Source organism: Phytobacter sp. MRY16-398 (genome assembly GCF_003925915.1).
Lineage (GTDB): Bacteria > Pseudomonadota > Gammaproteobacteria > Enterobacterales > Enterobacteriaceae > Phytobacter > Phytobacter diazotrophicus.
The window spans coordinates 3053394-3079227 of record NZ_AP018756.1 but is presented as its reverse complement, the minus strand read 5'-3'; the positions used below and the strand labels follow the sequence as shown (position 1 = coordinate 3079227).

General features: G+C 53.3%; 23 protein-coding genes. 13 read left to right on the top strand and 10 right to left on the bottom strand.

Annotated features, from left to right (window positions below; genetic code table 11):
* The first annotated feature begins 28 nt into the window (after positions 1-28).
* On the top strand, positions 29-1537 hold the full coding sequence (locus MRY16398_RS15155; RefSeq protein ID WP_125124723.1) for a carboxylesterase/lipase family protein: 1509 nt from the start codon (positions 29-31) through the stop codon (positions 1535-1537).
* Here the strand turns inward: MRY16398_RS15155 and MRY16398_RS15150 are convergent.
* The gene (locus MRY16398_RS15150; RefSeq protein WP_107223069.1) at positions 1534-2376 is read right to left on the bottom strand and encodes a LysR family transcriptional regulator; all 843 of its coding nucleotides are present in this window, start codon (positions 2374-2376) and stop codon (positions 1534-1536) included. The genes MRY16398_RS15155 and MRY16398_RS15150 overlap by 4 nt on opposite strands.
* 111 nt (positions 2377-2487) lie before the next feature.
* On the opposite strand from MRY16398_RS15150, the gene MRY16398_RS15145 reads away from it, so the two are divergent.
* From MRY16398_RS15145 to rimL, 4 genes are all read left to right on the top strand, one after another.
* The gene (locus tag MRY16398_RS15145) at positions 2488-3657 is read left to right on the top strand and encodes a pyridoxal phosphate-dependent aminotransferase (RefSeq protein WP_125124722.1); all 1170 of its coding nucleotides are present in this window, start codon (positions 2488-2490) and stop codon (positions 3655-3657) included.
* Positions 3658-3669: 12 nt separating this feature from the next.
* Positions 3670-4449 (top strand): transporter substrate-binding domain-containing protein, encoded by a 780-nt coding sequence (locus MRY16398_RS15140; RefSeq protein WP_039079121.1) that lies wholly within the window; start codon positions 3670-3672, stop codon positions 4447-4449.
* A gap of 400 nt (positions 4450-4849) precedes the next feature.
* Positions 4850-6505, top strand: coding sequence for a glucan biosynthesis protein D (locus tag MRY16398_RS15135; RefSeq protein WP_039079120.1), 1656 nt, complete (start codon positions 4850-4852; stop codon positions 6503-6505).
* A gap of 47 nt (positions 6506-6552) precedes the next feature.
* Positions 6553-7104 carry a 50S ribosomal protein L7/L12-serine acetyltransferase gene (rimL, locus tag MRY16398_RS15130; RefSeq protein ID WP_125124721.1) on the top strand — a complete coding sequence of 184 codons (552 nt, stop codon included), beginning with the start codon at positions 6553-6555 and terminating at the stop codon, positions 7102-7104.
* Here the strand turns inward: rimL and ydcK are convergent.
* Positions 7099-8079 carry a YdcK family protein gene (gene ydcK, locus MRY16398_RS15125; protein ID WP_125124720.1) on the bottom strand — a complete coding sequence of 327 codons (981 nt, stop codon included), beginning with the start codon at positions 8077-8079 and terminating at the stop codon, positions 7099-7101. The two genes, rimL and ydcK, sit on opposite strands and share 6 nt — an antisense overlap.
* Before the next feature lie 137 nt (positions 8080-8216).
* Here ydcK and tehB point away from each other — a divergent pair, with 137 nt between their 5' ends.
* Positions 8217-8810 carry a tellurite resistance methyltransferase TehB gene (gene tehB / locus MRY16398_RS15120; protein WP_107223070.1) on the top strand — a complete coding sequence of 198 codons (594 nt, stop codon included), beginning with the start codon at positions 8217-8219 and terminating at the stop codon, positions 8808-8810.
* Here the strand turns inward: tehB and pepT are convergent.
* A complete protein-coding gene (pepT, locus tag MRY16398_RS15115; protein WP_125124719.1) occupies positions 8807-10036 on the bottom strand; it encodes a peptidase T in 1230 nt (409 codons plus the stop codon). The two genes, tehB and pepT, sit on opposite strands and share 4 nt — an antisense overlap.
* Positions 10037-10153: 117 nt before the next feature.
* On the opposite strand from pepT, the gene MRY16398_RS15110 reads away from it, so the two are divergent.
* On the top strand, positions 10154-11749 hold the full coding sequence (locus MRY16398_RS15110) for an ABC transporter substrate-binding protein (RefSeq protein WP_039079115.1): 1596 nt from the start codon (positions 10154-10156) through the stop codon (positions 11747-11749).
* A gap of 160 nt (positions 11750-11909) precedes the next feature.
* Entirely contained in the window at positions 11910-12572 is a 663-nt protein-coding gene (locus MRY16398_RS15105; RefSeq protein ID WP_039079114.1) for a DUF3313 domain-containing protein, read from the top strand.
* A 37-nt stretch (positions 12573-12609) separates the two neighbouring features.
* Here the strand turns inward: MRY16398_RS15105 and MRY16398_RS15100 are convergent, their stop codons facing one another.
* Both MRY16398_RS15100 and MRY16398_RS30625 read right to left on the bottom strand, forming a co-directional pair.
* The gene (locus MRY16398_RS15100) at positions 12610-13506 is read right to left on the bottom strand and encodes a DMT family transporter (protein WP_125124718.1); all 897 of its coding nucleotides are present in this window, start codon (positions 13504-13506) and stop codon (positions 12610-12612) included.
* Between the two features lie 11 nt (positions 13507-13517).
* A complete protein-coding gene (locus tag MRY16398_RS30625; RefSeq protein WP_172600658.1) occupies positions 13518-13679 on the bottom strand; it encodes a hypothetical protein in 162 nt (53 codons plus the stop codon).
* Here MRY16398_RS30625 and MRY16398_RS15095 point away from each other — a divergent pair.
* Positions 13678-14547 carry an AraC family transcriptional regulator gene (locus MRY16398_RS15095; RefSeq protein ID WP_125124717.1) on the top strand — a complete coding sequence of 290 codons (870 nt, stop codon included), beginning with the start codon at positions 13678-13680 and terminating at the stop codon, positions 14545-14547. The genes MRY16398_RS30625 and MRY16398_RS15095 overlap by 2 nt on opposite strands.
* Here the strand turns inward: MRY16398_RS15095 and MRY16398_RS15090 are convergent.
* Positions 14527-15693, bottom strand: coding sequence for a benzoate/H(+) symporter BenE family transporter (locus tag MRY16398_RS15090; RefSeq protein WP_039079111.1), 1167 nt, complete (start codon positions 15691-15693; stop codon positions 14527-14529). The genes MRY16398_RS15095 and MRY16398_RS15090 overlap by 21 nt on opposite strands.
* 90 nt (positions 15694-15783) lie before the next feature.
* On the opposite strand from MRY16398_RS15090, the gene MRY16398_RS15085 reads away from it, so the two are divergent.
* Together MRY16398_RS15085 and MRY16398_RS15080 are read left to right on the top strand one after the other, a co-directional pair.
* Positions 15784-16356 (top strand): helix-turn-helix domain-containing protein, encoded by a 573-nt coding sequence (locus tag MRY16398_RS15085; RefSeq protein ID WP_079497484.1) that lies wholly within the window; start codon positions 15784-15786, stop codon positions 16354-16356.
* A 309-nt stretch (positions 16357-16665) separates the two neighbouring features.
* Positions 16666-18630 (top strand): peptidase U32 family protein, encoded by a 1965-nt coding sequence (locus MRY16398_RS15080; RefSeq protein ID WP_039079157.1) that lies wholly within the window; start codon positions 16666-16668, stop codon positions 18628-18630.
* Positions 18631-18685: 55 nt separating this feature from the next.
* Here the strand turns inward: MRY16398_RS15080 and MRY16398_RS15075 are convergent, their stop codons facing one another.
* Entirely contained in the window at positions 18686-18979 is a 294-nt protein-coding gene (locus tag MRY16398_RS15075) for a hypothetical protein (protein ID WP_125124716.1), read from the bottom strand.
* A 457-nt stretch (positions 18980-19436) separates the two neighbouring features.
* Here MRY16398_RS15075 and MRY16398_RS15070 point away from each other — a divergent pair, with 457 nt between their 5' ends.
* On the top strand, positions 19437-21404 hold the full coding sequence (locus MRY16398_RS15070; RefSeq protein WP_125124715.1) for a methyl-accepting chemotaxis protein: 1968 nt from the start codon (positions 19437-19439) through the stop codon (positions 21402-21404).
* Between the two features lie 70 nt (positions 21405-21474).
* Here the strand turns inward: MRY16398_RS15070 and MRY16398_RS15065 are convergent, their stop codons facing one another.
* Genes MRY16398_RS15065 through MRY16398_RS15055 form a run of 3 tightly spaced genes read right to left on the bottom strand, consistent with a single transcriptional unit; the run spans position 21475 to position 24019 of the window.
* Entirely contained in the window at positions 21475-21603 is a 129-nt protein-coding gene (locus MRY16398_RS15065; RefSeq protein WP_071194133.1) for a DUF2474 domain-containing protein, read from the bottom strand.
* Entirely contained in the window at positions 21603-22613 is a 1011-nt protein-coding gene (gene cydB, locus MRY16398_RS15060; protein WP_079497482.1) for a cytochrome d ubiquinol oxidase subunit II, read from the bottom strand. Before cydB ends, MRY16398_RS15065 begins: the two co-directional genes overlap by 1 nt.
* Entirely contained in the window at positions 22613-24019 is a 1407-nt protein-coding gene (locus MRY16398_RS15055) for a cytochrome ubiquinol oxidase subunit I (RefSeq protein WP_039079106.1), read from the bottom strand. The genes cydB and MRY16398_RS15055 overlap by 1 nt, the downstream gene beginning before the upstream one ends.
* Before the next feature lie 152 nt (positions 24020-24171).
* Between MRY16398_RS15055 and MRY16398_RS15050 the strand changes: the two genes are divergently transcribed.
* Positions 24172-25581 carry an aminotransferase-like domain-containing protein gene (locus MRY16398_RS15050; RefSeq protein WP_039079105.1) on the top strand — a complete coding sequence of 470 codons (1410 nt, stop codon included), beginning with the start codon at positions 24172-24174 and terminating at the stop codon, positions 25579-25581.
* Positions 25582-25834: the final 253 nt, after the last annotated feature.

The window sequence follows — 25834 nt, the reverse complement described above, 5'->3', positions numbered from 1 at the left end:
TACGGATGTGAATAAACAGGATGTTGTCATGGAAAATCCCTCCGCCCCGATAGCAGAAACCCGCCACGGCACGCTTTTGGGCACACTGGATGATGATTGCCTTAGCTGGCGCGGTATCCCTTACGCGGCGCCGCCCGTTGGTCCACTACGCTGGCGGGCGCCACAGCCGCCAGCGCCCTGGCAGGGGATCCGCGTTGCTGATACATTTTCTGCCGCCAGTTGGCAAAACAGTGAAACCTGCACGCAGATCGCCGGTGGCGATCCGGGAAGGCTTTCCGAAGATTGCCTTTATCTGAATATCTGCGCGCCTGCCGCGCGTAGTGGGTCACTCCCGGTGATGGTCTGGCTGCACGGCGGCGGTTTTACGATGGGGGCGGGCGATCTGCCGCCCTATGATGGCAAAGCACTTGCCCGGCGCGGCGTGGTGCTGGTTACGCTCAATTATCGCCTTGGCCATCTCGGCTTTTTTGCCCATCCGGCCCTGCAAGGAGAAGAGGAGGAAACCCTCTGTAACTTCGGCCTGCTCGATCAAATTGCGGCGCTGCATTGGATTAAAGAGAATATCCACGCTTTTGGCGGTGATGCCCGCAATATTACGCTGTTTGGCGAATCCGCCGGGGGGCGTAGCGTGATGTCGCTGATGGCCTCGCCGAAGGCAAAAGGGCTGTTCCATAAAGCCATTATCCAGAGTAGCTATACCTTGCCGGATACCCCGCTTGAGCGTGCGCTGGAAAAAGGGATTGCCGTTGCAGAGCATCTCGGCGTGCCTGACGCCACGGCAGAGACGCTGCGTGCGATCCCGGCTGAGGCATTCTGGCCGCTCGCTTCCCCGTTAAAAATTGCCCCCGCGCCGATTGCCGGAGACAGCGTCTTACCCGTGCCAGCGCTGGACGTTTTTTTCAACGCAACGCAGCATCCGATGCCGGTTATTGTGGGGTCGAACAGCGATGAAGCCAGCGTAATGGCCGAGTTTGGCGTCGACCTTGCCGGGCAAATTGATAAGTTACGGCGCGAGCAGCGTTTTGGCCTGGGGATCATTAAGCTGCTTTACCCTGGGGTAAAAGGGGATGCGGAACTGGGGCGTCAGGTCTGCCGGGACATGGCTTTCACATCGCTCGGGCTGGTGGTGATGCAGGCGCAACAGCGCATCGGGCAGCCGTGCTGGCGTTACTGGTTTGACTACGTTGCAGAGGCCGAGCATGACACCTACGCCAACGGCGCCTGGCATGGAAACGAAGTGCCGTATGTGTTTGATAACCTCATGCTGACGGAACCGGCGCGCCATTACGTCAATGAGCGAGACCTGGCGTTTGCGGCAAAGGTTGCGGATTACTGGGTAAGTTTTGCTCGCGAGGCCAGCGTCACCTGCGATGTGCTGCAGGGGCCTGTACGCTGGCAGTCTTGCGGCAAAGGGCGCGACAGATTGCTACGCATGGGACTGAATAAACATGCGGGCTTTCGCATGACCAATCGCTTTATGCGCGCACGCCTGATGCTGTTTAAACGGGTCATGAGGCATCACGTCAAACTTGATTAATTATTCAGTAAACTCGTACGAAATGCCGCCAGCCCGGCGGCATTATTCTGTGAATCTCTCAGTACCAGACGATAGCTCGCACCCGTCTTAACGCTTTGCGCATAGGGGCGCATCAGCCGTCCGGCACGAATATCCTCCGCGACCAGGGTTTCATCGGCAATCGCCACCCCCAGCCCCTGGATGGCCGCCGTGATCGCCAGATCCATGGTGTCGAAGTGTTGATTTTTTTTCATAACCCACGCTGCGCTGTCCTGTTTCGCCAGCCACAGTGACCAGTCCGTTTTATCTCTGGTCGGATGCAGAAAGGTCACATTACTGAGCCTTTCATCGGCTGTTAATTGCGTGCTCATTACCGGCGTCAGCGCTTCATCAAACAGCAGATCGCCCGCGCTGAAATGGGTGCCAAAAACAATTGCCGCATCATACGGCTCGGTTTTGAAGTTAACGCCATGGTCAGTGGTGGTGGTCAGTGCTACCTGCACGTCCGGGCAGGTCTGCTCAAGCTGGATAAGCCGTGGAACCAGCCAGCGCATCGCACAGGTTGGCGCTTTCAGACGAACGACCGTTTGTTGCGCGCGCGCCTGTGCGGCAAGCGTTTGCAGGTGTTCAAAAGCCGAACGCAATTCCGGCAGCAGGGCGCTGCCCTGAGGCGATAACCGCAAACCACGCGCATGACGTTCAAACAGCGGGAAACCAAACCATGCTTCCAGCGAAGCAATCTTACGGCTTACCGCGCCCTGCGTCAGACATAACTCTTTTGCCGCATGGGTAAGGTTTAAATGGCGGGCTGTGACCAGAAAAGCGTCAATAGCGTTCAGTGGCAGCGTACGGTTCGGCATGGCAACTCCAGCTATGCAATTTATTCATGGCTATTATGACAACAAATCGATTGTGGACTCAACGCGCTTTTATTTGAATGGTTATGCACTTTTAATGAGAAAGGATTAAGAATGACTCTGCGTACACCGGTGAAAACCCGCTCTAAATTACCCGACGTGGGTACGACCATTTTTACCGTTATTGGCCAGCTTTCCGCACAGCATGATGCGATTAACCTTTCTCAGGGCGCGCCCAATTTTTCCTGCGACCCGCAACTGATCTCCGGCGTGACCAGGGCGATGCAGGCCGATCATAACCAGTACGCCCCGATGACGGGTTTACGCCCGCTGAAAGCACGCATTGCGCAGAAAATTCACGACCTGTACGGCACGCAGTATGACGTGGACAGCGAAATACTGATTACCGCCAGCGCCAGTGAAGGTCTCTATTCGGCCATCAGTGGTCTGGTTCATCCGGGCGATGAAGTTATCTATTTCGAGCCGTCGTTTGACAGTTATGCGCCGATTGTCCGTCTGCAAGGGGCAACCCCCATCGCCATTAAACTGACGGTCCCTGATTTTGCGGTGAACTGGGAAGAAGTTCGCGCGGCCATCACACCCCGCACGCGCATGATCATCATTAACACGCCGCATAACCCGAGTGGCCAGGTCTTTTCCGCTGATGATTTGCAACAACTGGCGGCGTTAACGCGTAACACGGATATCGTGATTCTGTCTGACGAAGTGTACGAGCACGTGGTCTTTGATGATCAGCCGCACCACGGTATGGCGACCCATCCGCAACTTGCGGAGCGCAGCGTGATTATCTCGTCCTTCGGTAAGACCTATCATGTGACGGGCTGGCGCGTGGGTTATTGTGTCGCGCCCTCTGAGTTGATGGATGAGATTGTGAAAGTCCATCAGTTTTTAATGTTTTCCGCCGATACGCCAATGCAGTACGCTTTTGCCGAGCATATGACCGATCCCCAGACCTGGCTGTCGCTGTCGGCGTTCTACCAGCGCAAACGCGACTTGTTGCAAACCCTGCTGGCAGAATCGCCATTTCGCTTATTACCGAGCGCGGGCTCGTTCTTCCTGTTGGCGGATTACAGCCATTTCAGTGACGAGAGCGACAGCGAGATGGTCAAAAGGTTAATTACCGATTACGGCGTTGCCACCATTCCGTTATCGGCGTTTTACACTGATGGCACTGATAACAAATTGATTCGCCTCTCTTTTGCCAAAGATGAGGCCACACTCAGAGCAGGCGCGCAGGCCCTGTGTCGTGTTAAGCCACGCTAAGGAGCGTTAATCGTGAAATTGAAAGCACTCTTTCTGGGCATGGGCATGCTTTGCTCATTATCTTCTTTCGCCGCCACCCAGTTACGCTACGGCCTGGAAGCGGAATATCCGCCATTCGAAAGCCGTAATGCGTCCGGCGAACTGGAAGGCTTTGATATTGAGCTGGGCAATGCCATCTGTAAAGCCGCAGAACTGAAATGTACCTGGGTTGAAACCTCGTTTGATGCGCTGATCCCAGGCCTTGTGGCGAAAAAATTTGACGCTATCAATTCAGCGATGAATATCACCGAGCAGCGTCGTCAGAGCATTGATTTCACCCAGCCTATCTATCGCATTCCCTCTCAGTTAGTGGGCAAATCGGGTGATGGGATGGAAGCGACAGCCGAAGGTCTGAAAGGCAAAACCATCGGTGTATTGCAGGGTTCCATTCAGGAAACTTATGCAAAAGAGCACTGGGAAAAGCACGGTGTCACCGTGGTGTCTTATAAAGATCAGAATATGGCATGGGGTGATTTGCTAAATGGCCGCATTGACGCCTCGCTGGTCATGTCGGCGGCCGGGCAGGCAGGTTTCCTGAGCAAACCGCAGGGTAAAGGTTTTGGCTTTATTGGCAAACCGGTATCAGACGATACGATCCTCGGCAGTGGCATCGGCTTTGGGTTACGTAAAGGTGACGAGGCCACCAAAAAGCAACTTGACGCCGCAATTGATAAAGTACGCGCCGACGGCACCATCAAAACCCTGGCGGAGAAATATTTCCCGGGTATTGATGTTAGCGTCAGCGCTAAATAACAAGCCCACCTTTTCTGACCCCAGCCGTCGATGTCCGGAAGGGGTCTTTTTATATCCGAAATCATCTCGTGTTCCGATCCGATACGCCATGGGTGCTTAATGCGGCAATGGCGTATGCGCCGTTACGTTTGCGCTATGACCAGGCGCGAAAAAGAGTGGCGATACATTTAGCAACGTAATGGGATGTTTTCCGCTCCGCCAAAATTATACCTTTCTTTACACCGTTTTCAGGTCGATCCCATCGACAAAAATATTTCAAGCTTTGCGCAGAATATCACCCGTCAACAATTGGATTCTCAATCAATTTTGTCTAGAGTGTGCGGTCATAACCGTTAGCTTTTGCCGTGGTTTTGTTTTGTACAAAACCGCTTCTCACGACCATAAGGACGTATTATCAGGCATGAACCGCAGACGTTTCATTAAGGCATCAATGGCGCTGGCCGCAGCGTGCGGGACTTCCGGCTTTGCTTCTCTGTTCTCCCGTGCGGCGTTTGCTGCTGATTCCGATATCGCCGATGGTCAGAGTCGCCGTTTCGATTTTTCCGTATTGCAGTCCATGGCACATGACCTGGCGCAACAGCCGTGGGGCGGTGCGCCGCGTCCACTGCCGGATACGCTCGCAAACATGACGCCACAGGCCTACAACGCCATTCAGTACGATGCGCAACATTCATTGTGGAACAATGTTGAGGGTCGTCAGCTTGACGTGCAGTTTTTCCATATGGGGATGGGTTTCCGTCGCCGTGTGCGCATGTTCTCGCTTGATCCCGCAACCCAACAGGCGCGTGAGATTCATTTCCGTCCTGAATTGTTTAACTACCATGATGCAGGCGTCGATACGAAGCAGCTTGAAGGGCAGAGCGATCTGGGGTTTGCCGGTTTCCGCGCCTTTAAAGCGCCTGAACTGGCTCGTCGCGATATTGTCTCTTTCCTGGGCGCCAGCTATTTCCGTGCGGTAGACAGTACTTACCAGTACGGGCTCTCTGCACGTGGTGCGGCAATCGACACCTTTACAGACACACCGGAAGAGTTCCCGGATTTTACCGCCTTCTGGTTTGAAACGGCGAAAGCCTCTGATACCTCTTTTACGGTCTATACGTTGCTCGACAGCCCGAGTCTGACCGGGGCCTACAAATTCGTGATCCACTGTGAACAGAGCCAGGTGATCATGGAGGTGGATAACCACCTGTATGCGCGTAAAGACATCAAACAACTGGGTATCGCGCCGATGACCAGTATGTTTAGCTGCGGTAACAATGAACGTCGCGTGTGCGACACCATTCATCCGCAGATCCATGACTCCGACCGTCTGGCCATGTGGCGTGGGAACGGGGAGTGGGTTTGCCGCCCTCTGAACAATCCGCAGAAACTGCAATTCAACGCTTTTTTGGACAACAACCCGAAAGGCTTTGGTTTACTGCAACTTGACCGCGACTTCTCTCACTATCAGGACGTAATGGGCTGGTATAACAAACGCCCAAGCCTGTGGGTCGAGCCGCGTAACCAATGGGGTAAGGGCAGCGTTGGATTAATGGAAATCCCGACCACCGGTGAAACCCTGGATAACGTGGTCTGTTTCTGGCAGCCGGAGAAACCGGTTCGTGCGGGTGATGAGCTGGCATTTCAGTATCGTCTGTACTGGAGCGCAATGCCGCCGGTACGCTCGCCGCTGGCGCGTGTCTATGCCACCCGCACCGGTATGGGCGGCTTCCCGGAAGGGTGGGCGCCTGGCGAGCATTACCCGGAAAAATGGGCGCGCCGTTTCGCCATTGATTTTGTCGGTGGTGACCTGAAAGCCGCTGCGCCGAAGGGGATTGAACCGGTTATCACCTTGTCTAACGGGGAAGCCAAACAGGTTGAAATCCTGTATGTTGAGCCTTTCGACGGCTACCGTATTCTGTTCGACTGGTACCCAACGTCCAACTCCACCGACCCGGTTGAAATGCGCCTCTTCCTGCGCTGTCAGGGGGATGCGATCAGCGAGACCTGGTTGTATCAATATTTTCCGCCTGCGCCGGACAAGCGCAACTATGTGGATGATCGCATCATGCGCTAAATCGGTAACCTCCCTCGGGGAGGGAGGTTCTGATACGAGGAGATGTCATGGATTCCACCGACAGCCTGATCGTCGTCAATGACCATCTGGCACTGCATGCCATTGATGAGCGTTTTGTTCACGATCTGCACCAACTGATCGTTAAAAACCGCGAATGGCTACAGCATTTTCTGGACTGGCCGCAGTATGTGCGCTCGGTTGACCAGACCCGGCAAACCGCGCAAAGCAATATTATTCTGCATCAGCGCGGCTACGCCAAAATGTTCCTGATCCTCGAAGATAACGTGCTGGTGGGTGTGCTCTCCTTTAACTCCATCGAGCCGACCAACAAAACCGGCTATATCGGTTACTGGCTCGATAAAGACAAAGAGGGAAAGGGGATTGTCTCCGCCTGCCTGCAGGCGTTTATGGCATTTTACGCTCGTCGGGGTGATGTCCGCCGTTTCGTCATTAAATGCCGTGTCGCGAACGAGGCAAGCAACCGTGTCGCGCTGCGTAACGGCTTCATCCTCGAAGGGTGTCTGCGGCAGGCGGAGTTCCTGAACGGCAGCTTTCATGACCAGAATATCTACGGGCAGATTATCGATCGCTCATCATAGCAGCCCGGCCAATGGCGTGCGGGTAATATACTGTGCGCCATTAATCACCTTCTGACCACGCAGCAAAATACTTTCGCCATCCGGTGCCTCAACCACCGCGTCATCGGTGATTTCAATATGATTCTCGATCAGCACATTGCCTTTGATACGCGCATTTCCCAGGATAACAACTTTTTCATCCAGCAAAATCGGTCCGCCGATTAAATGCGCATTGCCACCGACAAGAACGTGGTGTTTGAGCACACAGTTGCCTTCGATGGTGGCATTTTCCGCAACCTGAGCACTGTAGCGCAACGTAGGAATGGCATCTTCATCACTTCCGGCCACAACGCGCGCTTTGCCGTAAACTTTGGCACAGTCGCACACCCAGACGTCATTTTGCTCATTGCCTTCCAGCAGGGCGAAATCAAACACCTCGGCGCGATGTTCTATAAACGCGAACTTAACGATGGCATCGCCATAAATTTGCGCCTGGTGGACCACGCGCGAATGGGTAACCGTGGCGCGGTCATAAATTTGCAGTATTTGTTGATTATCCGGCGTAAGGCCCTGCGCGGCGATGATTTCACAGCCGTGTAAAATACGCGCGTTACCGAACAGGTGGCAGGCACCACGCACAGTGGATGTCTGCACAGTGACGTTGTCACTTAATACGACACCATGACTTAGCTCTGCCGCATCAACCCAACTGTTACCGCCAATTTCAACGTCATGGCAAACAAGACAGGGTTGCGTCAGACGGGCGTCATCACGCACATGACTGTTGGCAAACACCATGCTGTTCACATCATAAATCCAGCAATTTCCTTCTTGTGAGAGGGTGGTTTCATCTTCCACCCAGCCACCAACGGTGCCGGCCGTTACATCACCAAAATCACGCAACGCAATAATCTGGCGCAGCGAGACCTTCTGTTTTTCGCCGTTAATCTGATAACTGAACGCACGGCGCTCATCACTGAGTCGGTATTTAGTCATTGTTTGCTTCCATTAATTCCCCACGATAAACGTAGCAAACTTTGCGATACTGGCTATTCAGAATGAAAAAACATAAAATGCATTTAAAATACATCTTATAAGTTTGCGCTTATATAGGGAAAAAATAAGGAACAACCATGACCACGTTTGACGACAGCTATTTTACTGAAAAATATGGACTGACCCGCACTCACTCAGAGGTACTGCATGCCATGCAGTTTGTGAAGCCGGGCAAAACACTGGACCTGGGCTGCGGCAACGGGCGTAACAGCCTCTATCTGGCGGCCAATGGGTTTGATGTGACGGCATGGGATAAAAACGCCGCGAGCATCAATAATATCGACACCATTCGTCAGGCCGAAGGGCTCAACACGCTGCAAACCGCGATTGTGGATTTGAACGCACTCAGCTTTGAGGGTGAATACGATTTTATTCTCTCGACCGTGGTGATGATGTTTCTTGAGCCGCAAACCATTCCGGGGCTTATCGCCAATATGCAGCGCTGCACCAAAGCGGGAGGTTACAACCTGATTGTGGCGGCGATGGACACGGCCGATTTCCCCTGCACCGTTGGTTTCCCGTTTGCCTTTAAAGAGAATGAATTGCGTGATTACTACGCAGGGTGGGAACTGGAAAAATACAATGAAGACGTCGGTGAGTTGCACCGCACCGACGCCAATGGCAACCGTATCAAACTGCGCTTTGCGACCTTACTGGCGCGTAAAGCTTAACGCGCCGCCAGCAGGCATAACTGTAGCGCGACCTGGTATGAGGCCTCGAACGATTTCACCGGCAGAAATTCAAATTGCGAATGAAAATTGTGCGCGCCGGTAAAGAAATTCGGGGTTAATAACCCTTTTGCAGACAGCGCCGCGCCGTCTGTGCCGCCGCGCATGGGGGTGGGTTTGGGAGTGATGCCAAGCGTGGTCATCGCCTCGAACAGTAAATCAATTGCGCGTTTGTCTTCGCCGATGGCGTTACTGATATTGCTGTAAATATCGCTGATGCTGTATTCCACTTTCGCGGTGGGGTACTGCGCGGCGATTTTTTTTGCGACATCGGCAATCTGCTGTTTCCTGCGCTCAAAGCTCGCTTTGTCGAAGTCACGGATGCTGGCGCTAAGATGCGCGTGTCCCTGAACAGCTTCCATCCCATTGAACCACACATAGCCTTCGCGGCCTTCGGTATGTTCCGGCGTTTGCTGGCGGTCAAAGTGGCTGATGTAATCCATGGCCATCAGCAGTGGGTTAACCAGCACACCTTTTGCCGACATCGGATGCGCGGTGACGCCGGTAAAATGGATAGACGCCGAGGCGGCATTGAAGTTTTCAAAAACAATCTCGCCTTTTTCGCAGCAGTCGATAGTCCAGGCGAAATCGACATCAAAGCGTTTTAAATCCAGTGCCTTCGCCCCACGCAGGCCGACTTCTTCATCCGGAACAAACGCCACGACAATATCCCCGTGTTGCTGTTCTGCCGTCAGGTTTTCCAGCAACGTCATCACAACCGTGACAGCGGCTTTGTTATCTGCCCCCAGTACGCTGGTGCCATCGCTAAAGATGATCTCTTCATCAAGGTAGGCGTTAATTTCCGGGTGTTCCTCCACTCGCAGCCAGATATCTTTGCTGGTGTTCAGACAGAGATCTTCTCCCTTGAAACGCAGAATTTGCGGATGAATATCCGGCGACAAACCCACGTCTACGGTGTCGATATGGGTGATAAAACCAATACGCGGCGCGCCCGGCACCGTGCCTTTTTTCACCGCAGTGACCGTGGCGTGTTCATCCAGCACAATCTCATCCAGGCCCAGCGTTTGCAGCTCTTGCGCCAGTGCGCGCGCCATGTCTAATTGCCCGGGCGTGGTCGGTAATGTCGTGGCGGCAGCGTCACTTTGGCTGGTGATAGCAAGATAGCGAAAGAAGCGTTGCGTTAATTGACTGGCGAGGGGCGATGTCATAGTGATTCCTTCTTTATTTGACTTATCAGGTGCTTGCAATATTACTTTAATGTTATTTATGGAAGCGCAAACAACAAGCACTATTTGGCTCATGGAAAGAAAACGACAGGAAAATCTATGACTAGAAAACAGACAACAGTTGCGCTGGCCTTGCTGGCCCTGGCAGTGAGTTCCTCTGTGGCGGCAAAAACCCTGGTCTACTGTTCAGAAGGATCGCCAGAGAATTTCAACCCGCAACTCTATACCTCAGGCACCAGCGTCGACGCCAGCGCGGTTCCGGTTTATAACCGGCTCGTCGATTTTAAAGCCGGGACGACCGAACTCCAGCCAGGGCTGGCCGAGAGTTGGGAGGTCAGCGAAGACGGCAAGGTGTATACCTTCCATCTGCGTAAAGGGGTGAAGTTTCAGAGCAATAAATTCTTTACGCCGACGCGCGATTTTAATGCCGACGACGTCATTTTCTCTTTCATGCGGCAAAAAGACCCGCAGCATCCTTACCATAATGTCTCTAACGGCAACTACTCCAATTTCGAAAGTCTGGAATTTGGCAAGTTGATTACCGCTATCGATAAAGTGGACGACAACACCGTGCGCTTTACGCTGGCACATCCCGAAGCGCCCTTTGTGCCTGACCTGGCCTGGTATTTCGCCTCTATCTTATCTGCTGAATACGCCGATGCGATGCTAAAAGCCGGGACGCCGGAAAAAGTGGATATGGAGCCAATTGGTACCGGCCCGTTCAAACTGGCTCAGTACCAGAAAGATTCCCGCATTCTGTTTACCGCCTTCCCGGAATACTGGCAGGGCAAAGCAAAGATCGACCGTCTGGTGTTCAGCATTACGCCAGATGCCTCAGTACGTCTTGCCAAGCTTGAGAAAAATGAATGTCAGGTGATGCCGTTCCCGAACCCGGCGGATTTGCCGCGTCTGAAAGAGAACAAAGACATTACGCTGATGAGCAAATCGGGGTTGAATACCGGTTTCCTTGCCTTTAACACGCAAAAAGCGCCGCTTGATAACGTTAAAGTGCGCCAGGCGCTGGCGATGGCCATCAATAAACCGGCCATTATCAATGCGGTATTCCAGGGCACCGGAACCGCCGCGAAAAATCTTCTGCCCCCTGGCGTCTGGAGTGCGGACAGCGAATTGCAGGATTACGCTTACGATCCGCAAAAAGCCAAAGCTTTATTGAAAGAAGCCGGGTTGCCAGAGGGCACCACCATTGATTTGTGGGCGATGCCGGTTCAGCGGCCTTACAACCCGAATGCCAAACGGATGGCCGAGATGATTCAGGCCGACTGGGCGAAAGTCGGGGTCAACGCGAAAATTGTCACATATGAGTGGGGGGAATATTTAAAACGGGTGAAAGGGGGCGAGCATCAGGCGGCGCTGATGGGGTGGACAACGGCGACCGGCGACCCGGATAACTTCTTCGGCCCGCTATTTACCTGTCAGTCTGCCAATGGCGGTTCTAACTCGTCGAAATGGTGCTACCAGCCGTTTGATAAAATCATCGCCGAAGCGAAAACCATTACCGATCACGACAAGCGCGTGGCGCTGTATAAAGAAGCCCAGCAGATGATGCACGATCAAATGCCTGCGGTGATGATTGCCCATTCCACTATTTTTGAACCGGTACGAAATAACGTGAAAGGCTATGAAGTCGATCCGTTCGGTAAACATATTTTCTACCAGGTCGATATCAATAAATAATCAGACGCGCCGGTGCCTTGCGCCGGCGTAAGCGTCCTTTATTAGAACAGTGAGTATTATATTTTTCTGAAATTTGAGCGTGACAGCTTTTTTCCACCATCGCTGTAGCCAGTTGTTTGCTATAACTTTTAGTGCATATACAAACTCAAAGGGACCTTCCATGCGTACTGTATTTAAAGTTGCCGTGCTTGCCGGCCTGCTTGCGTTATCAGGCTGTGCGTCAAAAGTGACTCAACCTGAACAATATTCCGGCTTCTTAAAAGACTATTCCAACTTACAACAAACAACGTCCGCAAGCGGTAAGCCCGTATTGCGTTGGGTTGATCCTTCATTTGATCTGAGTAAATACGACAGTATTGTCTACCATCCGGTAACCTATTACCCGGTAGCAAAACCGACCAGCCAGGTGAGCCAGCAAACGCTCGACGGGCTGTTGACCTACACGAACACCAAATTGAAAGCTGCCGCCGCACAGCGTAAACCGCTGGTGACCTCTCCGGGGGCGCATAGCCTGATTTTCCGTGGCGCCATTACCGGCGTGGACAGCAGCAAGCAAGGCCTGCAATTCTACGAAGTGATCCCGGTTGCGATGGTGATTGCCGGTACGCAGGCCGCTACAGGTCACCGGACTATGGACACCCATCTCTATTTCGAAGGTGAATTGATTGATGCACAGACCAATAAGCCGGTGATTAAAGTGGTGCGTCAGGGCGAGGGTAAAAGTCTGAGCAATGCCAATGCGCCGATGACGGTAGATACGCTTAAACAGGTCATTGATAACATGGCGACCGATGCCACCATGTTTGATGTTTCCAAAAAATAAAAACAGGCGCGCCATCCCAGAGGATGGCGCTTTTTTTTCAGGCTAACTTCCGTATAAACGACAGCGTTCCCGGTCGCGAAAACATCACTAAATTTCCCGTCAGAATCAGCAGCAGGCCGACAACCCCGTTCATATGCCAGACATAACCTTCATAGACCGTTGAAATACTCAGCGCGACCAGCGGAAACAGCAGAGTACTGTAGGCTGCGTTGCTGGCACCGATACGGCCAACCAGGGTGAAATAGGCGCCAAAGGCAATGACCGATCCAAAGAGGGCGAGATAGACCAGCGCACCCAGATAGCTGAAGGTCCACTCAGGGGTAAAATCATCGCCGCGAAACAGGGCTATTGCGCCCATAATAATTGTCCCGTAGAGCATCGCCCAGGCGTTGGTGGTCATGGTTTCCAGCCCATTGCGTTGGTGGCGCATACTGATCATATTGCCAAGGGAAAAGCCAAATGTACCCAGCATCGAAAGCCCAATACCCAGTAACAGCGTGCTGTTCAGACCGCTGGCCAGCAAATCATCCCAGAATAGCGTCACAATGCCCGTCAGCCCCAGAAAAGCCGCATGATAGAAGCGCGAAGGGGGCTTCTGACCGAAGAACAGAAAACTGTTAACCGCATTAAACAAGACGGCCATTGAGAAAATGACCGACTCCAGCCCGGTGTTAATCCACGCGGCGGCGTTGTAAAAACAGAGGAAGTTGAAGCCAAACACACAGCATCCTTGCAGGATGCAAAAAAGATGATCCCGCAGGACAAGTTTGCGCAGCCGCCGCAGGGCAATCAACACCACCATGATGGTGAGTGATGCGAGCGCAAAGCGCCAAAAAATAGAGACCGGCGCTGCGACCGGCCCCTGTTGCAGAAAAATGGCAATCCATGTCGTGCCCCATATCACCACCACCAGACAATATAAAAAAATGTTCATTGCGATCCCCGTTACGCCAACAGGTTTCCAGTCTTGCCAAAAAATGCCTCTCCGGCTTGCATAAACCCGCCGGTCACTTGCAAATTCTTGCGTTTTTTTGGCGAAACACTGGTATCGGGCAGGCGCAATTCATAGACTGAGATTCTGGTGACATTTTTGTTAATTGCGTCCATGACTGTTTATAAAGCCTTCGAAAATCTGCAACATCACAATGCCGTTCTGCATGACTCGGTTGCGCTGCATTCTGGTATTCAACTGGCGGCATGGTCTAATAAGCGCGATAACATCACCCAGTATTGTGATCACCACACCCTAAGCCTGTACATTGCCGACGGTTACGAGAGCTACCATAAAACGTCGCAGGGCTGGAAAAATGGCGGAGGGCCGGACAGGTTTTGCCTGATGCCAAAAGAGAGCGAATCCAGTTGGGATATCCGTGATGATTTGTCGTTTGTGCATCTTTATTGCACTGACGAACATCTGCGGGACATTGGAGAGAAGGTGTGGGATCGCAGTCCGGCGTCGTTTACCCTTGATGAGAAAACCTTCGCCCAGGATGAGCGCATTACCGCGCTCTACCGCCAGTTCTTACTTGGCAGCGACTGGCATCAGCAGGCGAATCAGCTCACGCTCAGTACGGCTTCTACGCTGCTTCTCACCCATCTTGTCCAGCATTACAGCAATGTGCAGTGGCGTTTGCCCACCGTTAAAGGCGGTCTTGCGCCTGTGGTACTGCGTCAGGTGCTGGACTGGATAGAGGCGAATCTCGCCCAGCCGCTGTTGCTGAGCGATCTGGCGGCGCAGGCAGCGTTAAGTGAATACCATTTCGCGCGGATGTTCCGCCAGTCGATGGGGGTTGCGCCGCATCAGTATGTGATGCATCGCCGGATAGTGCAGGCGAAAGCGCAACTGTTAAATACCGGGCTGCCGCTGACGACAATCGCGATGGCCTGCGGTTTCAGTTCTGCCAGCCATTTCAGTAACCGCTTCCGCGCCGTTTTTGGCATGACGCCGTCGCAATTACGCGCGGCGCGCCAGTGACAGTGCGGCATAGCAGACGCCCCCTGCAACCAGCCCCCAGAAGGCTGACCCCACACCCAGCAGTGTGACGCCGCTGGCGGTAACCAGAAACGTCACGATGGCGGCATCACGCTCTTTTTCCTGGGACAGCGCCTGGAACAGGCTGCCGCCTATCGTACCGAGTAAGGCAAGCCCTGCAAGCGTCTGGATCCAGCTCAGCGGTAAGGCTGCCAGCAATGCGGTGATCGAGCCGCCAAATACGCCCGCTAGCAGATAGAATACACCCGCCGCCACCGCAGCCTTCCAGCGCTGTGCGGCGTCGGGGTGCGCATCCGGGCTCTGACAAATTGCCGCCGTAATGGCGGCGATGCAGATAGAGAAAACCCCAAACGGCGAGAAAAGCAGCGCCAGCCCTCCGGTAAAAATGATCAGCGGCGACACAGCCGCACGGTAGCCCGCCGCCTGCATTGTCGCGAAGCCTGGCGCATTTTGTGACGCCATCGTGGCGAGAAAAAAGGGTATGCCGATACTGATAAACGAGGTCCAGTTGAAGACCGGACGGGTAAATTCCGGTACCACAAAGGCAACGTCGAGTTTCGCAGTGACAATATCGCCGCTAAGCCAGGCGACCAGAGCGCCAATAATCAGTGTCGCCACAATGGCATAGCGTGGGGCGAGGGCTTTACAGACCAGCCAGGCCAGTAGCATACTGCCGCACAGCACAAAATGGCCCTCAACGTTGTGAAACGCCTGCAAGCCGAAACGCAACAGGATCCCGGCGAGCATAGCTGCCGCGAGGGTATGCGGAATAATTTTCATCAGCCGGGCGAACAACCCGGTCACGCCGCAAAGCACAATCAGCGCATTAGCAAAAATAAACACGCCGATGGCTTCGGCAAGCGTCAATCCTTGCAAGCTCGTCGCCAGCAATGCGGCACCGGGCGTGGACCAGGCGGTCAGTATTGGCATGCGATACCACAGCGACAGCGCGATGGTGCTGACACCCATGCCTAAACCGAGCGCCGTCATCCAGCCGGCAATTTGTGTGGCGCTGGCCCCCGCTGCGGCAGCAGCCTGCCAGATAATAGCGGCAGAACTGGCATAGCCGACCAGTACGGCCACAAAACCCGCCAGAAGCGTGGTAAAAGGAAACACGTGAGTGCGCATGATCTTTCCTCGTGCGTTATAGCGTCCAAAGAATGTACCATTGTGCGTTATAGCGTACAAGCATGCGCAGCGAGACTGACAGGAGGAAAAATGGATCTAACACATTATCTGGCGAGCACCTTAAAAAATCTCCGTCAGGCACGCGGCTGGAGCCTCTCACGTCTGGCTGACGAGACGGGCGTGTCAAAAGCGATGCTCGGGCAAATTGAACGTAATGAGTCCAGCCCCACGGTGGCTACGCTGTGGAAAATCGCCACCGGTCTCAATGTGCCGTTTTCGTCCTTTATTGCGCCGTCGGAAAGCGAAACACCCCATTCCTTCGATCCGCAGCAGCAGGCTATGGTGGTCACTCCGCTGTTCCCCTGGGATGAAGCGCTGCATTTTGATCTCTTCTCGATAATCCTGGCGCCGGGCGCCCTGAGCGAATCAACGCCGCATGAGCAGGGGGTCATTGAACATGTGGTGGTGATTGGCGGGGTGCTGGAGATGTGTATTGAAGGGCAGTGGCGAACCCTGACGGCGGGTAGCGGGATTCGTTTCGCTGGCGACCGTCCCCATGCCTATCGTAATAGCTCAGCACAGAGCGCGCATTTCCACTCGCTTATCCACTACCCAAAAGAAAAAACCGCAAGCAAGCTTGCGGCAAAGAACGACGACGAGTAAACAACAACGTACAACGTGACGAGGAATGTCCGATTACGCGTCCTCTTCCAAATGGCCTCTTTGGGCCTGCCCAGGCCACTCTGTCACTTACTCATGTAAGCTCCAGAGGTTGCCGCTTGCCGCCGCGACGCCATTTGAACGCTTTCGCGTAATAGTGGTTACCTTAACCTGCGCCGTTACGGCTGGAAAATAGCAATTTCATCAATGCTTTGCCGCCTGGCGGAAATTGGCCTTCGCCACAGGTGGTGAAAAGCCGGGGATGTGACTACAATAGCCGCCATTTTGCACATAATGGATAACGACGATTGTATGCGCCTGCAACCCCATCATCTTGAACTCTTAAGCCCTGCCCGTGACACCGCGATCGCTCGCGAAGCCATTTTGCACGGTGCGGACGCGGTCTATATCGGCGGCCCGGGGTTCGGTGCCCGCCATAACGCCAGCAACAGCTTGCAGGATATTGCCAGCCTGGTGCCGTTTGCCCATCGCTATGGCGCGAAAGTGTTTATCACACTGAACACCATTCTGCATGATGATGAGCTGGAGCCTGCTCAGCGCCTGATTACCGATCTGTACGAAACCGGGGTGGATGCCCTGATTGTGCAGGATATGGGGATCATGCAACTCGACATCCCGCCGATTGAGCTGCATGCCAGTACCCAGTGCGACATCCGCAGCGTAGAAAAGGCGAAGTTCCTCTCCGATGCCGGTTTTAGCCAGATTGTATTGGCGCGTGAGCTGAACCTGCAGCAGATCCGCGATATTCACGCCTGTACTGACGCGACCATCGAGTTCTTTATTCATGGCGCGCTGTGCGTGGCCTATTCCGGGCAGTGTTATATTTCCCACGCCCAGACGGGGCGCAGTGCCAACCGTGGGGACTGCTCGCAGGCCTGCCGCCTGCCGTACACCCTGAAAGACGATCAGGGGCGCGTCGTGGCCTATGAAAAACATCTGCTGTCGATGAAAGATAATGACCAGACCGCTAATCTTGGTGCGCTAATTGATGCCGGCGTACGCTCCTTCAAGATTGAAGGGCGCTACAAAGACATGAGCTATGTAAAAAACATTACCGCGCATTATCGCCAGATGCTGGATGCGATTATTGAAGACCGAGGCGACCTGGCGCGGGCATCGGCGGGGCGCACAGAGCACTTCTTTATTCCGTCCACCGATAAAACCTTCCATCGCGGTAGTACTGATTATTTTGTGAATGCGCGTAAAGGCGATATCGGTGCGTTTGATTCGCCGAAATTTATCGGTCTGCCGGTCGGTGAAGTGCTGAAAGTAACCAAAGAGTACCTGGACGTAGAAGCCAGCGAACCGTTGGCAAACGGCGATGGTCTGAACGTACTCATCAAGCGCGATGTTGTCGGTTTTCGCGCCAACACGGTAGAAAAAACTGGCGAAGGTCGTTACCGCGTCTGGCCGAATGAAATGCCCGCGGAGATGTATAAAGTGCGCCCGCACCATCCGCTGAACCGTAACCTGGACCATAACTGGCAACAGGCACTGACCAAAACCTCCAGTGAACGTCGCATCGCCGTGGATATTGAAGTGAGCGGCTGGCAGGAACAACTGGTGCTGACCCTGACCAGTGAAGATGGGGTCAGCGTGACCCATACTCTCGACGGGCAATTCGATGAGGCGAACAACGCGGAAAAAGCGATCAATAGCCTGAAAGAGGGCGTGGCAAAACTGGGTCAAACCATCTACTACGCGCGTCATATCGCTATCAACTTGCCGGGTGCGTTGTTTGTGCCGAACAGTATGTTAAATGCGTTTCGTCGCGACACCGTTGAAATGCTTGATGAGGCGCGTCTGGCGAGTTACCAGCGCGGCAGCCGTAAAGCTGTCTCTGATCCGGCACCGGTCTATCCTGATACCCATCTGACTTTCCTGGCGAACGTTTACAACCATAAAGCGCGTGAGTTCTATCAGCGTTTCGGTGTGCAACTGATTGATGGCGCATATGAAATGCATGAAGAGAAGGGCGATGTGCCGGTGATGATCACCAAACACTGCCTGCGCTTTGCCTTTAACCTGTGCCCGAAACAGGCCAAAGGGAATATCAAAAGCTGGAAGGCAACCCCAATGCAACTGGTGCATGGCGATGAAGTGCTTACGCTGAAATTCGATTGTCGGCCATGTGAAATGCATGTGGTTGGGAAAATCAAAAATCACATTCTGAAGATGCCGCTCGCCGGGAGTGTTGTGGCATCGGTAAGCCCTGAGGATCTGTTGAAAACGCTGCCTAAGCGCAAAGGCGTTTAAGACAGCACATCCCGCACAGTCGCGGCAGGGTATGTGCCGCGACTGTATTTACATTTTAGCGTTTATCATCCGGCAACGGCGGTTTTTTACCGTCTTTGGGCGGCTGTTTGCCGTCATGCTTTGGCGGCTGGCCGTCGCGGTGATGCGCGCTGTCATCATGCTTCCACGCTTTCCCGTCATTATTCCTGTGCTCCCGCGTATGTTGCGGGTTTTTGTCGTCATGACGCGGCGGCTGACCGTCGTGCGTTAGCGGATATTTTTGCGGTGGGACAGGCGCGTTGTCTGCGGCAAACACATAAGACGACAAACTCATGGCCACAATGGCAGACAGTGTCACGATCTTTTTCATACTCACTCCTTCTCTCATTTATCTGAGTGACACGGATTTCAACAACAAATCGTGGAGAGAGTATGAAGACATCTTTAATTAAGAATATTCCTTCCATAGTAACTGTAAAAAATAAACGAATATGTTACCTGATAGACAGTAATTTTATTATTTACTGCAATTTATGCGTTGCATCACACTATTAACATAATTTTCACAGGTCAAATAATGATACTCGCATCTCATTTTGTTAGTCTTTGATTTTTATAGTTTTAATTTCATTATGCCCGTGTGGACTTTATTGGGTTTCGTTAAAGATTTCACTTAGTTTGACGATAATTACACTGTGATCAAAATATATTCGTGGAATTTCCCGGCACTGTAAAAATCATAAACTTGATGTATAGCCTGCTAAGTTCCATAAATTCACCAGACGCTCCACCCTATAAATGATCTCATAATACATAAAAGGTGAAATATGTTATCTATGGCGAAAAGGTTTTTAACCGCACCCTTAGGTCGCAGCCGCTCACAGCCTGCGAATGGTACCTATGATTGCCAGAATATGCCTCAGTCATTATCAGCAGCGGGTTTAAGCAATAAAGCCAGCGGTATCCTCATGACATTCGTCCCCCCTGGTGCCGACTATTCAAGCGTGAGCCAGGCGTGGCAACGGTTTTCTTCTCCAGCCTTAACGGTTATTACGCTTTCTTCCAGTGGCGCATTGAGCAGTAGCTGTCGTGATACGACCTATTGTGATGCGGCGGGGCAACAGGGTAGCTGGTTAATGCTGCCCAAAACACTCATTGCCGGGCACGAAACCCATATTATTGATTTACATGTTAAAGATACCCGAACAGCAACAGATCGCATCATTGCAATTCAGAACGAGCTGGAGCGGTTACAGGTACGCATGCCGCTCTCCTCCGACCATACCTTTGCCATGGTGTACTGTGACGGGCTCTCTGCCTCCGAAGGCTTTCTGATGCAGGCCTGGTATAATTGTGGGCGTTTTCCCTGCCTGGCTATCGGCGGTTCAGCAGGCGGCAAACTCACCTTTGACGGCACCTGGATAAGCGTGAATGGCAAAGTGCTGCAGGGCAAAGCGGTGATTATCTTTTGCAAAATGGCACCGGGAAAATCCTTCGCACCCTTCAAAAGCCAAAACTTCAAACCACGCAATAAAAGCTGGCTGATTGCTCAGGCGGATCCGGTCGCCCGGACGGTGACGTCAGTCTTTAATGAACAGGGTGAACAGAAGCCTTTCACTGCTGTTCTGGCCGAACTCCTGCAATGTGGTGAGCAGCAGGTGGCCGAAAAACTAAAAGGGCTCACTTTCGGGGTTAAAGTCGGAGATGAATATTTCATTCGCTCTGTCGCAAAAATCGATGCTGAAGGCGTTCATTTTTTCTGTGATCTGGAATTTGGCGATCGCTTGCATTTACTGGAAGAAACCGACTTTAAGCAAGCGACACTGCATGACTGGAAAAACTTTATTACCGGACGAGGTAAACCGGCGGCCATTCTGATGAATGACTGTATTTTGCGCCGTCTTGGCAGCGAATCACACTTACACAATGCCCATTTCTTTAAAGGCTTGCCCGCTGCCGGTTTTTCCAGCTTTGGGGAGATCCTCGGCGTTCCCATTAATCAGACGCTCTCCGCGCTGGTCTTTTTCAATCATGACGTGAAAGCCATGGCGCATTTCCCGGTGGAATATGCACGATATGCCGGGCATTACGCACAGCGTGCGCTGCGCCGTTGGGAGGCACTGAATGATTTTCAAAGCGGTGTGATTAATCGTGTTGTGGCATATCAACAAAAATTGGGTCCCCTGATGACGGCATTACCGATGCTGGAAGCCGCGACGCAGACACAAAACGACACCTTAGGAATGGCAGAAAATAGCATTCGTTCGATCAGCGATATTGCGCTCAAGAGCCAACAGGCGCAAAACCGGCTGGTGGAAGGGCTGGATGACCTGGAGAAAATCTCAGCGGGGATTAATGAGATAACCAGCGGGATCAGTAACATTGCTTTTCAGACAAACATTCTCGCGCTCAATGCGGCGGTGGAAGCTGCGCGGGCGGGTGAAGCAGGGCGCGGATTTGCCGTGGTGGCAAGTGAAGTCCGGCGGCTGGCGCACTCGTCCAAAGAGCAGGCAGACGCGACGGCCGCCAATATCAACCAGGCGGTAAATACGATTTCCCGCATCCGTACCGTTGCCAATAATACCGTGGAGACCGCCAGCAATATGGCTCAGCACTCCATTTCCGCGGCTGACACCATCGCGGCCATGAGCAGTAAAACCAATAACGAACGGGATAATATTGTGAAGCATCTCAGTAGTCTGCACGCCCTGACATCCGGCATGGATGCGATGCAGGAAGCGGTGGCGCAGCTGACAGTGTTGCAAAAACTCTCTACCCGCCACGGCCAGCACTAAAAAAGCTGCCCTGATGTTCAGCATCAGGGCAGCTTTGCAAGCCGCTTGTATACGTCGCCGGGTCATAAAACTAGTGCGACTTAAACCCCGCGGCGGTCATCAGTACGCGGAAAAACAGGCCGACCAGCGCAAGGGCCAGCACACTGCCGCCCCACAAAACGACCAGCCACATCAGGCGCTTCCATAAGGGTTGTTGCATCAGTGATATCCCTCCCCATGCTGAACTTTGCCGCGAAATACGTAGTAGCTCCAGAAGGTATAGACAAGAATAATCGGGATAATCAGCAGCGCGCCAACCAACATAAAGCCCTGGCTTTGTGCGGGGGCTGCCGCCTGCCACAGGGTGATGGACGGCGGGATAATATGCGGCCAGATACTGATGCCAAGCCCGCTGAATCCGAGGAAGATCAGCCCGAGCGTCAGCACAAACGGTAATTTTTCGCTCTGTGGATGATTCAGGCTGCGCCATTGCCACAGGCTCAGCAATACGACTAATACAGGGACGGGCAGCAGGAAAAACAGATTTGGCAACGTAAACCAGCGGCTGGCGATGGCCGGATGGGCGAGCGGTGTCCAGAGACTGATTACTGCAATTACCAGCAGCAGGGCCAGTAAGAGCCGCTTTGCGAGCTGGCGCATCCGCGTCTGCAAGCTGTTTTCGCTCTTCATCACCAGCCACGTCGCCCCCAGCAAGGCATAGGCGACCACCAGTCCGAGGCCACAAAACAGAGTAAACGGGCTCAGCCAGTCGAAGGGGCCCCCGGCGAAGGTGCGCCCGCTAACCGGAAAACCGTTAATCACCGCCCCAACAACGACCCCCTGTGTGAAGGTAGCCAGAATCGAGCCGCCTAAGAACGCTTTATCCCAGAAAGGACGGTGCGCGGGTGTCGCTTTGAAGCGAAACTCAAAGGCTACGCCGCGAAAAATTAACCCCACCAGCATCAGCGTGAGCGGGATGGTCAACGCATCGATAATCACCGCATACGCCAGCGGGAAGGCGCCAAACAGCGCCGCACCGCCGAGCACCAGCCAGGTTTCGTTGCCGTCCCATACCGGGGCGACGCTATTCACCATCACATCGCGGTCTTCGGCGTTTTGCGTCGCGGGAAAGAGAATGCCAATCCCCAGATCAAAACCGTCCATCACGATATACATCAGGGTGGCAAAGACGATAATCACAAACCAGATAAGCGAAAGATCGATACCCATTACGGTTTCTCCTGCAGACTGTCGTGAGTATTCACCGCAGAAAGCGGCCGGGCGGGGCGTCCATCCTGTTCACTGGCAAAGGATTCATTCGCCTGAGGCCCTTTTTTAATCAACCGCACCATGTAGCTGTACCCCACGCCAAACACCGAACTGTAAACGAGGATAAAACCCAGCAGGCTGATGCTCATGTGCAGCGTGCCATGGGCGGAAACGGCATCGGCGGTGCGCTGCAAGCCATAGACCACCCACGGCTGGCGGCCCACCTCTGTGGTCACCCAACCGGCAAGAATCGCCAGCAAACCCGATGGCCCCATCAATAATGCGAACCACAGAAACGGGCGCGAGTGATAGAGGCGCTGCTTGCGGCGCAGCCACACGGCGACAACACCCAGCAATATCATCAACAGACCAAGCCCCACCATCAGGCGAAACGACCAGAACACCACGGTCGAATTAGGCCGGTCTTCTTTGGCGAACGATTTCAGCGCGGGAACCTGTTTGTCCAGGCTGTGGGTGAGGATCAGGCTACCCAGCGCCGGAATCGCCAGCCCATAGCGGGTGCGCTCTTGTTCCATATCCGGCCAGCCAAACAGCAACAAAGGCGTCGGCTCGCCGGGTGGGTTTTCCCAATGGCCTTCTATCGCCGCAATTTTGGCGGGCTGATGCTCCAGCGTGTTCAGCCCGTGCATATCGCCGATCAGCGCCTGGATAGGGGCCACAATGAGCGTCATCCATAGCGCCATGGAAAACATGGTGCGAATGGCCGGTGAATGATTGCCCTTAAGCAAGTGCCAGGCGGCCGACGCGCCAACAAACAGCGCGCTGCTAAGGAACGCGGCAACGGACATATGCAACAGGCGATACGGGAAGGAGGGGTTAAACACCACCGCAAACCAGTCGACAGGTACCACCTGGCCATTCACAATTTCATAGCCCTGCGGCGTTTGCATCCAACTGTTGGAGGCGAGGATCCAGAAGGTGGAAATGATCGTCCCCAGTGCCACCATGCAGGTGGCGAAGAAGTGCAGCCCTGGGCCAACCTTATTCCAGCCAAACAGCATCACCCCTAAGAACCCGGCTTCGAGGAAGAACGCGGTCAGCACTTCATAGGTCAGTAACGGGCCGGTGATGCTACCAGCAAACTGGGAAAATCCGCTCCAGTTGGTGCCAAATTGATAGGCCATCACCAGACCGGAGACCACGCCCATGCCAAAATTGACGGCGAAGATTTTCGACCAGAAGTGGTAGAGCGAACGCCACACTGGATTGCCGGTTTTCAACCACAGTCCCTCCAGCACCGCAAGGTAGCTGGCAAGACCGATGGTGATCGCCGGAAAAATAATATGGAAGGAAACCGTAAAGGCAAACTGGATCCTTGCCAGATGAAACGCATCTAAACCCAACATACTTAACCTCTGAAAAATGGCTCTCCCGCAAATGGTAAAGAGCGGCGGAGAGGATTATCAGAGGCAGAAAAGCCAAATTTATCTATAACAGTTGGTAAAAATGTGCTTTTTAAGCGTGCTGATATAGAATGAATGCAGGGAAGGAGAGAGCGATGAAAAAATACCAGCGCCTGGCGCAGCAAATCATTTCGCAAATTGAACTGGGCGTCTGGCGACCCGGCGACAGGCTGCCCTCGTTGCGTGAACAGGTGACCAGCAGCGGGATGAGTTTTATGACCGTCGGCCACGCTTATCAGTTGCTCGAAAATCAGGGCTATATTACCGCCCGGCCTCAATCGGGCTATTATGTGGCGCCGCGCTCTCATCGTCCGCAAACCTTACCGCCCGCCACCTTAAAGCAAGACGAAGCGGTGGATATCAATACCTATATTTTTGATATTTTGCAGGCCAGCCGCGATGCCTCGATCTTGCCCTTCGGTTCGGCGTTTCCGGATCCGCGGCTGTTTCCTCTGCAACAACTTAATCGCTCATTAGCCAATGTCAGTAAAAGTGCGACTGCGGTCAGCATCATTGAAAACCTGCCGCCGGGAAATTCCGGGTTGCGTCATGCCATCGCCCGTCGCTACGCCCAGCAGGGGATGACCATTTCACCAGATGAAATCGTCATTACCGCCGGGGCGCTGGAAGCGTTAAACCTGAGTTTGCAGGCTGTAACAGAGCCAGGTGACTGGGTGATTGTCGAAAATCCCTGCTTTTATGGTGCGCTACAGGCGCTGGAGCGCCTGCGCTTAAAAGCGCTGTCGGTGCCGACGGATATTAATGAAGGTATCGATTTACAGGCGCTGGAGCAGGCGCTGAAATCCTACCCCGTTAAAGCCTGCTGGCTAATGCCTAATAGCCAGAATCCGCTCGGTTTTACCCTGAGTGCAGAGAAGAAAGCGCAACTGGTGGCGTTGCTGATGCAGCACAACGTGACCTTGATCGAAGACGATGTCTACAGCGAGCTCTATTACGGGCGGGAAAAACCGCTACCTGCAAAAGCCTGGGATACCCAGGACATGACGCTACACTGCTCATCGTTTTCCAAGTGTCTGGTTGCCGGGTTTCGTATCGGGTGGGTCGCAGCCGGGAAACATGCCCGCCGGATCCAGCAGTTGCAGTTGATGAGCACCTTATCCACCAGTTCGCCCATGCAAATGGCGCTGGTCGATTACCTTGGCACGCAACGCTATGACGCGCATCTGCGGCGTCTGCGGCGCGCCCTGGCTGAACGCAAGCATCAGGCATGGCAGGCTCTGGTGCGTCATCTGCCTGCGGAGGTGAAAATTCACCGCAGCGACAGCGGTTATTTTTTATGGCTGGAGTTGCCGCCAGAGCTGGATGCCGGAGAATTAAGTCAGCGTGCCCTGGCCCATCAGGTCAGCATCGCGCCGGGCAAAATGTTCTCCACCTCCAGAGAACCGACGCCGTTCTTTCGCTTTAATGCATCCTGGCAATGGGGCGAGCGGGAAGAACGCGGCGTTATTCTGCTTGGCAAAATTATTCGCGAAATGATGAAATAAAAACGCAGGCGGTTGTTCTTATTTTCTGAATAATATTTTCTCAAATTAAAAATATCTCTGTGGAAATTTAAGCCGCAGAGGTCATTATTTTCTGTACTTGCCCATCAGGCATTCATACGAAATGTGAATGGCAACATAAATTAACCTTTCTCTGCTAACTCCTTGTCTATACTCCAGAAGATGCACCGCCAGCATTTTCGCAATAAATGTAATGCGCTGTATGTCACAACCTGGCGAAATTTCTCATTGACGG

Coding starts and splice junctions, on each gene's coding strand:
- MRY16398_RS15155 (WP_125124723.1), top strand. CDS start 29: ATGGAAAATCCCTCCGCCCCGATAGCAGAAACCCGCCACGGCACGCTT.
- MRY16398_RS15150 (WP_107223069.1), bottom strand. CDS start 2,376: ATGCCGAACCGTACGCTGCCACTGAACGCTATTGACGCTTTTCTGGTC.
- MRY16398_RS15145 (WP_125124722.1), top strand. CDS start 2,488: ATGACTCTGCGTACACCGGTGAAAACCCGCTCTAAATTACCCGACGTG.
- MRY16398_RS15135 (WP_039079120.1), top strand. CDS start 4,850: ATGAACCGCAGACGTTTCATTAAGGCATCAATGGCGCTGGCCGCAGCG.
- rimL (WP_125124721.1), top strand. CDS start 6,553: ATGGATTCCACCGACAGCCTGATCGTCGTCAATGACCATCTGGCACTG.
- ydcK (WP_125124720.1), bottom strand. CDS start 8,079: ATGACTAAATACCGACTCAGTGATGAGCGCCGTGCGTTCAGTTATCAG.
- tehB (WP_107223070.1), top strand. CDS start 8,217: ATGACCACGTTTGACGACAGCTATTTTACTGAAAAATATGGACTGACC.
- pepT (WP_125124719.1), bottom strand. CDS start 10,036: ATGACATCGCCCCTCGCCAGTCAATTAACGCAACGCTTCTTTCGCTAT.
- MRY16398_RS15110 (WP_039079115.1), top strand. CDS start 10,154: ATGACTAGAAAACAGACAACAGTTGCGCTGGCCTTGCTGGCCCTGGCA.
- MRY16398_RS15105 (WP_039079114.1), top strand. CDS start 11,910: ATGCGTACTGTATTTAAAGTTGCCGTGCTTGCCGGCCTGCTTGCGTTA.
- MRY16398_RS15100 (WP_125124718.1), bottom strand. CDS start 13,506: ATGAACATTTTTTTATATTGTCTGGTGGTGGTGATATGGGGCACGACA.
- MRY16398_RS15095 (WP_125124717.1), top strand. CDS start 13,678: ATGACTGTTTATAAAGCCTTCGAAAATCTGCAACATCACAATGCCGTT.
- MRY16398_RS30625 (WP_172600658.1), bottom strand. CDS start 13,679: ATGGACGCAATTAACAAAAATGTCACCAGAATCTCAGTCTATGAATTG.
- MRY16398_RS15090 (WP_039079111.1), bottom strand. CDS start 15,693: ATGCGCACTCACGTGTTTCCTTTTACCACGCTTCTGGCGGGTTTTGTG.
- MRY16398_RS15085 (WP_079497484.1), top strand. CDS start 15,784: ATGGATCTAACACATTATCTGGCGAGCACCTTAAAAAATCTCCGTCAG.
- MRY16398_RS15080 (WP_039079157.1), top strand. CDS start 16,666: ATGCGCCTGCAACCCCATCATCTTGAACTCTTAAGCCCTGCCCGTGAC.
- MRY16398_RS15075 (WP_125124716.1), bottom strand. CDS start 18,979: ATGAAAAAGATCGTGACACTGTCTGCCATTGTGGCCATGAGTTTGTCG.
- MRY16398_RS15070 (WP_125124715.1), top strand. CDS start 19,437: ATGTTATCTATGGCGAAAAGGTTTTTAACCGCACCCTTAGGTCGCAGC.
- MRY16398_RS15065 (WP_071194133.1), bottom strand. CDS start 21,603: ATGCAACAACCCTTATGGAAGCGCCTGATGTGGCTGGTCGTTTTGTGG.
- cydB (WP_079497482.1), bottom strand. CDS start 22,613: ATGGGTATCGATCTTTCGCTTATCTGGTTTGTGATTATCGTCTTTGCC.
- MRY16398_RS15055 (WP_039079106.1), bottom strand. CDS start 24,019: ATGTTGGGTTTAGATGCGTTTCATCTGGCAAGGATCCAGTTTGCCTTT.
- MRY16398_RS15050 (WP_039079105.1), top strand. CDS start 24,172: ATGAAAAAATACCAGCGCCTGGCGCAGCAAATCATTTCGCAAATTGAA.